Raw genomic sequence first — 12,042 nt, forward strand, 5'->3', positions numbered from 1 at the left:
CGTATGCACGAGGTTGGCATTGTCAACGGCATACTCGATACAGTGATTCGCGCGGCGCGTGGGGCGGGGGCCTCGCGCGCTGTTTTGGTAACGCTGCGCATTGGGGATATGACCGAAGTTGTGCGTGAGGCGCTCGACTTTGCGTGGGAGACGTTTCGCGACGAGGACATGCTCACGCGCGGCTGCGAGCTTGCCGTGGAGGAAGTCCATCCACAAAGCGAGTGCCTGGACTGCCGCGAGGTTTTTGAGCACGACCGCTTCCATTGCCGCTGTCCTCAGTGTGGCGGCACCAACGTGCGCCTGCTGCACGGCCGCGAGCTCGACATCGCCAGCATCGAGATCGAAACCCCCGACAATTAACCAGCCTGCCATTTGGGGACGGGGTATAAATGGTAGAAGTAAGGAGTGCCGAGTATGGCCGAGAAAACTATTGATATCGCATCGCCAATTCTGTCGCGCAATGAGCGCCTGGCAGATCAGCTGCGTCAGCGATTCAAAGAGACAGGCACCTATGTGATCAATGTGCTGTCGAGTCCCGGCTCTGGTAAGACCACCACGATTCTGGGCACCAACGAGCGTCTGCGCGACAAAGCCGGCCTGCGCTGTGCCGTCATCGAGGGCGATATCGCTTCGGATGTCGACGCCATCACCATGAAGGAAGCCGGCATGCCCGCCATTCAGATCAACACGGGCGGTCTGTGCCACCTCGAGGGCAACATGATCATGGAGGCCGTTGATGCGTTTGACCAGGCAGTGGGCCTTCAAAACATCGATGTTATCTTTATCGAAAACGTGGGCAATCTGGTCTGTCCGGTCGACTTTGACCTGGGCGAGAACCTGTCCATCATGATTCTCTCGGTGCCCGAGGGCGACGACAAGCCCATTAAGTACCCGGGCATCTTCCAGCACGCTGGCGCACAGCTGCTCAACAAGGTCGATGTGGCCCCGGCTTTCGATTTTGACATGGATAGGTATACTAAGACACTCGATGACCTCAATCCGCAGGCGCCGCGGTTTGCCGTGAGCGCACGCAAGGGCGAGGGCATGGATGCCTGGTGCGATTGGCTCATCGGGCAGATCGAACAAACAAGGGCGTAAGTCGGCCGTCGTACGTGCGGGCGCAGCCGCAGACACACGAGATAGGAGCCTCTTTTGAAGCTCATCATCGCCGAGAAAAACGACGCCGCGCGTCAGATTGCCGAGCGTCTTTCCACGGGCAAGCCCAAAAAGGACAAGGTGTATAACACCGCCATCTACCGTTTTGAGTGGAAGGGCGAGGAGTGCGTGACAATCGGCCTTGCCGGTCACATCCTTGCGCCCGATTTTTGCGACAGCGTGCTGTTCGATAAAAAGCTGGGTTGGTACTCGGTCACCGAGGACGGCGAGATGCTGCCGGCCGACATACCCGATGGCCTGGCGCGTCCGCCCTATGACACCAAGCGCAAACCGTTCCTTGCCGACGGTATCTCCATCAAAGGCTGGAAGCTCGAGAGCCTGCCCTACCTTACCTGGGCGCCCGTTATCAAACTGCCGGCCGAGAAAGAACTCATTCGCTCGCTCAAGAACCTTGCCAAGAAGTCCGACAGCGTCATCATCGCCACGGACTTCGATCGCGAGGGCGAGCTGATTGGTTCGGACGCCCTCAACAAGGTGCGCGAGGTTGCGCCCGACTTGCCGGTTGCCCGCGCCCAGTATTCTTCGTTTACCAAGGCCGAGATCACGCAGGCCTTTGATAACCTCGTCTCGCTCGACCAGAACCTGGCCGATGCCGGCGAGAGCCGTCAGCACATCGACCTCATTTGGGGTGCGGTGCTCACGCGCTACCTGACGCTCGCCAAGTTTGGCGGCTTTGGCAACGTTCGTTCTGCCGGCCGCGTGCAGACCCCGACGCTCGCCTTGGTGGTCGAGCGCGAGCGCGAGCGCATGGCGTTTGTGCCCGAGGACTACTGGCAGATCCGCGGCATGGCTGCCGCGCAGGCTGCTGCCGAGGACGACCGCTTTAAGATCGCGCACAAGACGGCGCGTTTTACCGACAAGGATGCTGCCGAGATGGCGTACGGCCATGTCGACGGCGTTGCGACGGCAACCGTTGCCGCGGTGACCAAGCGCTCGCGCAAGCAGCAGCCGCCCACGCCGTTTGCGACCACCTCGCTGCAGGCTGCCGCTGCGGCCGAGGGCATCTCGCCCGCACGCACCATGCGCATCGCCGAGTCCCTCTACATGGCGGGTCTTATCAGCTATCCGCGTGTCGACAACACCGTGTACCCCGCGACGCTCGATCTGGGCGCCGTGGTGAGCGATCTGGCAAAGATCAACCCGGCGCTGGCGCCCGTATGCAAAAAGGTGCTCGCCGGTCCCATGAAGCCCACGCGCGGCAAGGTCGAGACCACCGACCACCCGCCTATCTACCCCACGGGCGAGGGCGATCCGTCCATGCTCGACGGTGGCCAGCGCAAGCTCTACGACCTCATCGCTCGCCGCTTCCTGGCGACGCTTATGGGCCCCGCCACCATCGAGAACACCAAGCTCGAGCTCGACGTGAACGGCGAGCCGTTCGTGGCTTCGGGCGATGTGCTCGTGACCCCGGGTTTCCGCGAGGCATACCCGTACGGACTCAAGCGCGACGAGCAGATGCCGCCGCTGGAGCAGGGCGACACGGTCGACGTATTCGACATTAAGCTCGAGGCCAAGCAGACCGAGCCGCCCGCACGCTACAGCCAGGGCAAGCTCGTGCAGGAGATGGAAAAGCGCGGCCTGGGCACCAAGTCCACGCGCGCGAGCATCATCGAGCGCCTGTACGCCGTGCGCTACCTCAAAAACGATCCCGTGGAGCCGAGTCAGCTGGGTATCGCCATCATCGATGCACTGTCGCAGTTTGCCCCGCGCATCACGAGCCCCGATATGACCAGCGAGCTCGACGGCGACATGACCCGCGTGGAGCGCGGCGAAGATACCGAAGAGCATGTCGTGACGCACTCGCGCGCGCTGCTGGCCGGCGTGCTCGATGAGCTGCTCAAGCATACGCAGGAGCTGGGCGACGCCATCAGCGATGCCGTCACGGCCGATGCGCGCGTGGGCGCCTGCCCCAAGTGCGGCAAGGATCTGGTTATGAAGACGAGCGCCAAGACCCGCGGCAGCTTTATCGGCTGCATGGGCTGGCCCGACTGCGACGTGACCTATCCGGTGCCGAGCGGCGTCAAGGTAAGCCCGCTCGAGGGCGAGGCGGCCGTGTGCCCCGAGTGCGGCGCACCGCGCATTAAGTGCCAGCCGTTCCGCCAGAAGGCATTCGAGATCTGCGTGAACCCGACGTGCCCCACCAACTACGAGCCCGACCTTAAGGTGGGCGAGTGCAAGGTGTGCGCCGAGGCAGGACGCCATGGCGACCTAATCGCGCACAAGAGCGAAAAGAGCGGCAAGCGCTTTATCCGCTGCACCAACTACGATGACTGCGGCGTGAGCTATCCGCTGCCGGCGCGCGGCAAGCTCGAGGCGACGGGCGAGACCTGCCCCGAGTGCGGCGCTCCCATCGTGGTGGTCAACACGGCGCGCGGTCCGTGGCGTATCTGCGTCAACATGGACTGCCCGACCAAGGAGAAGAAGCCCGCCCGCGGCCGCAAGACCACGACCAAGGCGAGCACGGCAAAGAAGACCACGGCGAAAAAGAAGACCACGGCGAAAAAGACGACTGCCAAGAAGGCTGCCGCGAAAAAGACGACCACAAAGAAGGCGGCCGCCAGCAAGTAGCGGCGCAGCCGAAACAGTGCCCAAAACAAAAACGGGCGAGGGTCCCATGATCCTCGCCCGTTTTTTGTTCGGCAGTTCGGCAGTTGGGGACGTTCCTTTTCTGCCGGCAGTGTAGGAACGTCCCTAACTGCCAGCTCGGGAACGACAAAACGCTAGTTCACCTCGACGGGTTTGGCGCTGGGATAGCGGTCCTCAAAGTCCAAGCGATACTTGTTGCTGCTGGTCCCCGGCTCGTTGTCGCGTGCCAGCGGCGCCACGATTTCGTCCTTATGGTCCGAGGGCTTTGCGTACTTTAGACTGATCTCCCAGGCATCGCAGATCGCGTCGATGCGGTGATCAAGGTCGTCATACAGGGCAATGATGTCTTTCCATGAGTGGTAGTTCTTGGAGCTCATGGGGACGTCCAGGTCCTCGACGATATCGTAATACTGCTCGACGGTCTCCTCCGTGCGCTCGGCGACGTCGGCGAGATTTTGGCGGGTGGTGCGATCTTCTTCCAGATAGCTACCATTGAAGGCCTGCGCGCAGGCGCGGACCTGGCTATCGAGGTCCTCGAGCAGGTCGTAGTATTCGCTCAGGCGACGGTAGAGGTTCTGCTCGGAGAGGGTTGCTTCGCCGCCAGCCTCGTCCTCGTCGTCATCGTCATCGTCGTAAAGGCTATTGGGGTCGCCGAGAGGCTTGAGGTCATCATCGTCAACATCGTGGTGCAGCTTGGTAACCTCGGCAGTCGTCTGCGTGGCGGAGTCGTCGAACGGTTTGATCACAAAGAAGATGACCAGGGCGATGATGATTGCCACCAGCGCAACGATAACGGCGACAAGCGCCCCGGTGCCGCTCTTTTTGGGAGCGGGGGTCTGTGGCGAAGCAGGCGCGTATGCGGGAGCCGGCTGCTGTTGGGGCGAGCCGCTCGCAACGGGTATGCACTGCGTGGTCTCGACGGCCGCGGGGCTTGCGGCGGGGTCGGGGCGATAAGCGAGGGGATCGTCCGCCTTGGCTTGCGGCGTATCAAGGGGCCCGGTCTGGTCAAAAGCGGGCTGGCTATCGCTCGCGGCTGTTTGCTCAACGGGTGCACCGCACGAGGTGCAGAACTTGGCATTATCTGCAAGAAGCTTGCCGCACGAGGCGCAATACCGAGACATTGCCACTCCTTTCGCCACATTTCAATGCCATACGACGATTATACCAAGCATCCAAAATTCCCCATCATAAGTTGCGGTGAAATAGGGACTGTTTGGCGGTCTTAGAGCTTCAGTCAGTCCCTATTTCACCGCAACTTTGGAAAGGCACCTTTAGTCATTGGGTAGTCATTGGGGTGCGCCTGCCCCTGGGGTATCATGATTTGGTTGATATATCTGCATTTACGCGCCTTGTAGGAAGGGACTGCGCCCATGGCTTTTGAGCCCGCTCAACATAGCTTTATCACGCTCGAGGGCGTCGATGGTGCCGGTAAGTCCACGCAGGCGCGCCTGCTGGCCCGTGCGCTCGAGCTCGCTGGCTACCAGGTCGTGACCCTGCGTGAGCCGGGTGGTACCGCCATTAGTGAAAAGATCCGTGCCCTGCTGCTCGACCCCACCAATACGGCGATGGGGGATACCTGCGAGCTGCTGCTCTACGAGGCCGCACGCGCCCAGCTGGTGCACGAGGTCATAGTTCCCGCCCTTGCGGCCGGCAAAGTGGTCCTGTGTGACCGCTTCTATGATTCTACGACCTGCTACCAGGCGTTTGCCGACGGCCTCGATCGCCAGATGGTACGCGACGCCAACAACCTTGCTGTCGCGGGGACGCACCCGGCGCTCACGCTCGTCTATCACATTACGCCCGAGCAGGCGGCGCTGCGCATGTCCGCCCGTGATGCGGTCGACCGCATGGAGGCCAAGGGCATGGCGTTCCAGGAGCGCGTTTACCAGGGATTTAGTGCCATTGCCGCCGAGGAGCCAGATCGCGTGAAGCTCATCGACGCCACCGCTTCCATCGAGGACGTCTTCGCGCATACGGTCGAGCAGGTTCGCGCGTACGGTCTCGACATTTCCCAGGACGCCGTCACCGCCACGCTTGCCCAGGAGGCCGAGTAACATGGCCCCCGCTCTGGCAAGCCTGCTGGCCAAGCTCGACACCCAAGAGCGCGTACGCGATTTTTTGACCAACGCCGTCGCCAGCGGCCGCGCATCGCACGCCTACCTGTTTTTGGGCGCTCCCGGTGCCGGCAAGCTCGATGCCGCCTGGGCGCTCGCCCAAGCCTTCCTGTGCGAGCAGGACGGCTGCGGCTCATGCGATAGCTGTGTGCGTGTCGCCCGCCATACGCACCCCGACGTGCACTATTACACGCCCGAGAGCGCCACGGGCTACCTCATCGCCCAGACCCGCGAGCTGCTCGACGACGTGCCGCTGGCGCCCATCCGTGCCAAGGCCAAGGTCTACATCATCGACCGTGCCGAGCAGCTGCGCGCCAACACCGCCAACGCACTGCTCAAGACGCTCGAGGAGCCGCCCGAGGGCGTTATGTTTATCTTGCTGGGCACCTCGGCAGACGTGATGTTGCCCACCATCGTGAGCCGCTGCCAGTGCGTGCCGTTTCGGCTGGTGTCGCCCGCCGTGGCCACGAAGGCCGTGAGCCGCGCGACGGGCCAGGATCTCGCACGCTGTCGCATGGCGGTCGCCGTGGCGGGGAGCCCCACGCGCGGCATCGAGTTCCTTAAGAGCGCCGAGCGCCAGGATGCTCGCCGCCAGATGATCCGCGCCATCGATTCGCTCATCGCCGCCGACGAGGCCGATGTACTCAGCCGCGCCAAGTCGCTCATCGTCGCCGTTAAGGCTCCGCTCGCCGAGGTCAAGTCCACGCAGGAAAAGGTGCTCGAGCAAAACGCCGATTATCTGTCGCGTGGAGCATTGAAGCAGCTTGAGGACCGCAACAAGCGCGAACTCAATGCGCGCGAGCGTTCGGGTATCATGGAAGCGCTGGCGAGCGCGCGGACGCTCATGCGCGACGTGCTGCTGACGCTTCAGGATGAGGCGGCAGACATTGTGAACGAGGACGTGCGCGACACGATCGGGCGGCTTGCCGCCGCGACGAATGTTGCGGGTGCCACCCGGGCGCTCGAGGCGGTCGCGACCGCCGAGCGCAACATTGCCAGAAACGTTACTCCCCAGCTGGCCATCGAGGTCATGCTGTTCGATATCAGGAAGGCACTGAAATGCCGTTAGTCGTACCCGTTAAGTTTACCTACGCCTCGCGCGACCTGTGGTTTGACCCGCAGGATCTGGATATCCTCGAGGCCGATTATGCCATTTGCTCCACCGAGCGCGGAACCGAGATCGGCCTGGTCACGGCCGATCCCTTCGAGGTGCCGCAAGACGAGATCGGTCAGCCGCTCAAGCCCGTGCTGCGTGTGGCGAGCGATATCGACCTGCAGCTTGCCGACGACCTGGCCATCCAGGGCGATGAGGCCATGGTTGATTTCCGCCGTCTGGTCAAAGATCTCGACCTCGAGATGAAGCCGGTGGGTGTCGAATACCTGTTTGGCGGCGAGAAAGCCGTATTCTACTTTGCGGCCGAGGAGCGCGTCGATTTTCGTCAGCTCGTCAAGGACCTGTCCTCGACGCTGCACATTCGCGTTGACATGCGCCAGATTGGCGTGCGCGACGAGACTCGCTTGGTGGGCGGCTATGCCCAATGCGGACAGGAGCTCTGCTGCACGCGCTTTGGCGGACAGTTTGAGCCCGTCTCGATTCGCATGGCAAAAGAGCAGGACCTGCCGCTCAATTCGTCTAAGATCAGCGGCGTGTGCGGCCGCCTGATGTGCTGCCTGCGCTATGAGTTCGAGGCGTACAAGGACTTTAAGAGCCGTGCGCCCAAAAAGAAGACGCTCATCGATACGCCGCTCGGCAAGGCGCGTATCCAGGAATATGACACGCCGCGTGAGCAGCTGGTGCTGCGCCTGGAGAACGGTAAAGTCTTTAAGGTCAACCTGGCCGATATGACGTGCTCGGAGGGCTGCAAAAAGAAGGCCGCCGAGCAGGGCTGCAGCTGCCGCCCCGACTGCGTGACGCGCGATGTGCTCGAGCGCATCGAGTCACCCGAGATGCGCCTGGCGCTCATGGAGCTCGATCGCGAGAACGGCGTCGACGTGGGCGATGGCCTGTCGAGTGCCGACCGTCTGGCCGGCACGTCGATGCCCAAGCGCCGTCGTCGCGATGCCGAATCCGATGCTTGTGCCGGTCAGGGCCAGGGCGAGGGTCGTGGTCGCGGAAAGGGCCGCGGCAAGGCCGAGGCTTCCGAGGCCGAGGAGGCGGCCGGCGGCCGTCGTCGCCGCAAGCGCGCGGCGTCCGTCGACAACGGCGAGACCGCGGGCAAGAACGCCTCTCGCGAGCGCGAGGCTCAGCAGCCCCAGCAGCAAAACCGCGGCGGCGGCATGAACCCCACGCGCCGTCGCCGCCGCCACCTGTCGAGCGAGGAGCGCGAGGATGCCTTCCGCGCCGCAGCCGCTCGCGAGGCCGGTGCCGCTCCCAAGGGCGCCTCGGCCTCCGACGCGCCTGCCGACAAGGCTGGCAGGCCACGTGGCGAGGAGGAGCGCGCGCCGCGTCCGCGCCGTCGCCATTCCTCGGGCACGCAGCAGAAACCCTCGGTTCCTTCTGTGGCCGATCAGGTTTCGGATGGTGAAGTCAAGGTCACGCGCCGTCGCCCCGGCGATGGCGGAGGAGCTGCCGCCAAGGCTTCGCGCGGCGGTGCTCGCGACGAGCGCGAACCGCGTGAGGATCGCAGTGGCGAGGGCTCGGCCGACCAGAGTCAGAAGCGCCGCCGCCGTCGCCGTTCCCGCAAGCCGCGCCAGGATGGTGGCGAAGGCTCGACCCACACCTCGTCCGCACCGCAACCGCCTGCCGGCGAATAGCGCCCGCAAGCGGATTCGACTTGTCTGACCCCAAGTGCAACGGGGTATCATGGCACTGAATCGACAACCCTCCCTTCGCCCAAGCGTAGGGAGGGTTTTGTCATAAATAACTGTCTGAATGGTTTGAGCCGCTTACGGAGTGCCGGCATCTTGCCGTTTGCGGATGAATTGCTACCGTTTGCCGAGCGCGCGGCGCATGAGGCACTCGAGGTTCTTTCGCCCACGCGATGCGCCGGTTGCGAGCGTGCCGGTGCGCTTATTTGTCGGGAGTGCCTGGCGTCGCTCACGCTTGTCGATCCGCGCCACAGCTGCACGAGGTGCGGCGCTCCGTTTGGAGACCTGCTGTGTACCGAGTGCTCGGTCGAGGGTGCGTCTTCGACGGTGGCTAAGGCCCTCGATCGCTGCCTGGCGTGCGCTGTCTATGCACATCCGTTGCCGCGCATCATCAAGGCATACAAGGATGCGGGCGAGCGCCGTCTGGCACCGTATCTGGCAGAGCTGCTCTACGACACCGCCTTGCATGCCCAGGTAGCAGCCCCCGACCGTTACGGCGGCGTGCTGTCCGGTGTCGACGCGGTGGTATTTGTGCCCGCGACTGCGGCGGCGTTTCGGCGGCGTGGATTTGATCACATGGAAGCAATCGCGCGCTCGTTTTGCGATCTTTCGGGCGTGCCATTGCTGGACGCCTTGGTCAAATACGGTCATGGCGACCAGCGCGAACTCGGTCGCGCCGAGCGCCGGGAACATGCCCGGGACATGTACGAGACGGTCGAGGATGTACGTGGCTGTCGTTTGCTGCTCATCGACGATGTCATTACCACGGGCGCGACAATGGCAGCGGCCTCGGAGGAGCTTAAGCGCGCCGGCGCCAAAGCCGTCGATGGCCTCGCTATCGCCCGCGTTTGGTAGGGGTGGTTTTGTGGCAGTGAAGATTGCGCGGCGCGTCGAGCCGACAGACGAGCAACTGGCAGCCTCTGTAATCCTGACCGGCGCCTCGGCGCTACGCATGATGCGCGCCGAGCGCAGGCATTTGGGTTACATCAGTTGGAGGGACTTCCATCCCGATGAAGAGCGCCGTGTGCTGCCCGCCTCGACCTGAGAAATCTGTACTCGCGGTGCGAATGACGCCCTAACCTTAAACTTTAGCTTGAACTTAGTTATAATGCGCTACGTTCCCGCCAGGCTGTGGTTGCGGACGGGCAATGCGCCCATCCAAGTCCAAGACAGACGCGGTCAAAGGGATCCACGTAAGCGACCGCGTGCGCGCGGCGCGATCATGGCGCGTCCTAGATGTAAGCCGTACCGTCCGTTCTACTTTCTTTGGGGCAATACCGCCTCGCGGGCGAGCGGGCCAGTCGTGAAGGTGGCTGCGGCCTCCCGAGCAAACGCCCCGGTGCGCAAGTGTGGGGTCAAATACCAGGTCAGCTGGTGGGAACAACCCGATATTCCGTGCAGGGCACGGATCGTATACGACACAGAAGGCAGGGTAGCGGACATGGTGAGGGGCAGCTTGATGCATGCAGCTCGGTTGGGTGCTGGGACCGCGGCGGTCATTGCCGTTTTGGGCCTGAGTGGGTGCGCGTTCAATCCACTGTCCACGTTCACGACGCCCACGATCGACCAGATCGAGCACGAGACCGTTACCCCCACGGTATCGGACGATGCCCTGGTCACGCCGGGAACCCTGACGGTCGCCCTCGATACTTCCGATGCCCCGCAAGCCATGCAGGATGCCGACGGAAACCTCACGGGCTATGCGGTCGATGCCGCTCGTGCCCTCGCATGCCGCATGGGTCTCAAGGTCGCCTTTGTCGATGCGTCCTCGGCCGATTCCGCGCTCAGCGATAAAAAGGCCGATATCTTCATTGGCGACGTCAGCTCTACGGACGGCGATATCAGCTCGCTTGGCACCTGTCTGTACGACGCCCCCGCCGTATTCGGCAAGAGCAGTGACGGCGAGTCGTTGAGCGTTTCCGCCGAAACGCTTAACACCGCTACCCTGGGCGTTCAGACCTTCTCGGCCTCGCAGGAAGCGCTCGCCAAGCAGGGCATTACGGCCAACCAAAAGACCTTCTCCAACATCAACGAGTGCTTCGAGGCACTCGAGTCGGGCGAGGTCGATTACGTGATCTGTGATTCCACGGCCGGTGGTTACCTCGCGCGCCTGATGAGCCAGATCTCCTGTGTCGGCACGCTCGAGACGCCCTCCACGCTTGGCGTCGCAGGCCTTAGCTCTAACGATGAGCTGTGCCGTGCCGTGAGCGACGCCCTCGACGACATCACGGTCGACGGCACGCTCGAGGCGGTCCACTGCGTCTGGTACGGCCAAATGCCCTATGACCTTACCGCCAAGACTGTTTCGGGGGCCAATGTGCAGGCATCCGAATCCACGTCCAACGAGACCGAGTCCTCCGATGGCGACACCTCCGATAACAACGGCGACAGCCCCTCGTCTAGCCAGGAGGGCGCCATCACCGACGATGACATCAACAAGCTCAATAGCTAGTTATTGGTAGGGGTGGCGCCTGCCATACATTGAACAAGGCGCTTCTTCACGGTTTCAACACGCATGGCCGGGTCTCCCCCATAGGGGAGCCCGGCTTTTCAATTTTGATAAAACCAGCAGCTCAAGGGCAATTTCCAGGAGAAAAACCAACTCCGCCGACGCCCTCATATAGCGCACTTTGCCGCGGAAAAGTGCGAGACTTCGGTATGCGGTATCAAGCAGTCGTTATTCGGGCCTTTGGGAATTCGGGTGATTAAATGCACGGCAATGGGTACATAGCCAGTACAGTAAGTCCCCGAGGCAGATTGGAGCCACGTATGGATATCAAGGTTTCTGGACGCAAGACGACGGTAACCGATGCTCTGCGTGCGCATGTGGACGAGAAGATCGGCGAGGCGCTCAAGGTTTTCGATATCGAGCCCATGACAGTCGACGTCGTGCTTCGTTATGAGAAGAACCCCTCGAACCCCAACCCGGCAATCGTCGAGGTCACGGTTCGTGCCCGCGGCTCTGTGATTCGCGTCGCCGAGCACGGCGCAGATATGTATGCCGCCATCGATCTCTCCGCCGATAAGGTCACCCGCCAGCTGCGCAAGTTCAAGACCAAGGTTGTGGACAACCGCCAGGGCGGTGCCAGCGCCGCGGATGTCGCACCGGTCGAGCGCGTCGAGGATCTGGCCGACCTGCTGCTGCCCGAGGAGGACGACGACCTGCTCGTCCGCGAGAAGGTCATCGATGTCACCCCGATGACTGAGGAGCAGGCGCTGGTGCAGACCGATCTGCTCGGCCACGACTTCTACGTGTTCGAGAACGCGACGACTGGCCTCATCAATGTGGTGTATCACCGTAAGAATGGTGGATATGGCATCATCAAGCCCCGCATCGAAACACTTGACGAGTAAAATA

The 12,042-nt window shown here is 62.5% G+C and carries 11 protein-coding genes; 10 read left to right on the top strand and 1 reads right to left on the bottom strand.

The window, feature by feature from the left end; translation table 11 throughout:
• The first annotated feature begins 3 nt into the window (after positions 1 to 3).
• From hypA to ACQRCA_RS04345, 3 genes are read left to right on the top strand one after another with little or no spacing between them, the layout of a single operon-like run.
• Complete coding sequence (hypA, locus tag ACQRCA_RS04335) at positions 4 to 360, top strand: hydrogenase maturation nickel metallochaperone HypA (RefSeq protein WP_152068469.1); 357 nt, start codon at positions 4 to 6, stop codon at positions 358 to 360.
• 54 nt (positions 361 to 414) lie between these two features.
• Positions 415 to 1,098 (top strand): hydrogenase nickel incorporation protein HypB, encoded by a 684-nt coding sequence (gene hypB, locus ACQRCA_RS04340; RefSeq protein ID WP_152068470.1) that lies wholly within the window; start codon positions 415 to 417, stop codon positions 1,096 to 1,098.
• A gap of 54 nt (positions 1,099 to 1,152) precedes the next feature.
• Complete coding sequence (locus ACQRCA_RS04345) at positions 1,153 to 3,744, top strand: DNA topoisomerase I (RefSeq protein ID WP_427718934.1); 2,592 nt, start codon at positions 1,153 to 1,155, stop codon at positions 3,742 to 3,744.
• A gap of 152 nt (positions 3,745 to 3,896) precedes the next feature.
• Here the strand turns inward: ACQRCA_RS04345 and ACQRCA_RS04350 are convergent, their stop codons facing one another.
• Positions 3,897 to 4,883: a zinc-ribbon domain-containing protein gene (locus ACQRCA_RS04350; protein WP_427718937.1), complete on the bottom strand. Its 987-nt coding sequence runs from the start codon at positions 4,881 to 4,883 to the stop codon at positions 3,897 to 3,899.
• 249 nt (positions 4,884 to 5,132) lie between these two features.
• Here ACQRCA_RS04350 and tmk point away from each other — a divergent pair, with 249 nt between their 5' ends.
• The 7 genes from tmk (at position 5,133) to hpf (ending at position 12,038) form a co-directional block, all read left to right on the top strand.
• A complete protein-coding gene (gene tmk / locus ACQRCA_RS04355) occupies positions 5,133 to 5,816 on the top strand; it encodes a dTMP kinase (RefSeq protein WP_427718939.1) in 684 nt (227 codons plus the stop codon).
• 1 nt (position 5,817) lies between these two features.
• A complete protein-coding gene (locus ACQRCA_RS04360; RefSeq protein ID WP_427718943.1) occupies positions 5,818 to 6,945 on the top strand; it encodes an ATP-binding protein in 1,128 nt (375 codons plus the stop codon).
• Positions 6,936 to 8,630 carry a PSP1 domain-containing protein gene (locus tag ACQRCA_RS04365; RefSeq protein WP_427718946.1) on the top strand — a complete coding sequence of 565 codons (1,695 nt, stop codon included), beginning with the start codon at positions 6,936 to 6,938 and terminating at the stop codon, positions 8,628 to 8,630. The genes ACQRCA_RS04360 and ACQRCA_RS04365 overlap by 10 nt, the downstream gene beginning before the upstream one ends.
• A gap of 150 nt (positions 8,631 to 8,780) precedes the next feature.
• On the top strand, positions 8,781 to 9,539 hold the full coding sequence (locus ACQRCA_RS04370; protein ID WP_427718948.1) for a ComF family protein: 759 nt from the start codon (positions 8,781 to 8,783) through the stop codon (positions 9,537 to 9,539).
• 10 nt (positions 9,540 to 9,549) lie between these two features.
• Entirely contained in the window at positions 9,550 to 9,729 is a 180-nt protein-coding gene (locus ACQRCA_RS04375) for a hypothetical protein (RefSeq protein WP_427718950.1), read from the top strand.
• A gap of 414 nt (positions 9,730 to 10,143) precedes the next feature.
• Positions 10,144 to 11,136, top strand: coding sequence for a substrate-binding periplasmic protein (locus ACQRCA_RS04380; protein ID WP_427719019.1), 993 nt, complete (start codon positions 10,144 to 10,146; stop codon positions 11,134 to 11,136).
• A 317-nt stretch (positions 11,137 to 11,453) separates the two neighbouring features.
• The gene (gene hpf, locus ACQRCA_RS04385; RefSeq protein ID WP_055285508.1) at positions 11,454 to 12,038 is read left to right on the top strand and encodes a ribosome hibernation-promoting factor, HPF/YfiA family; all 585 of its coding nucleotides are present in this window, start codon (positions 11,454 to 11,456) and stop codon (positions 12,036 to 12,038) included.
• Positions 12,039 to 12,042: the final 4 nt, after the last annotated feature.

Source organism: Collinsella sp. SGI.095 (assembly GCF_050314535.1).
Lineage (GTDB): Bacteria > Actinomycetota > Coriobacteriia > Coriobacteriales > Coriobacteriaceae > Collinsella.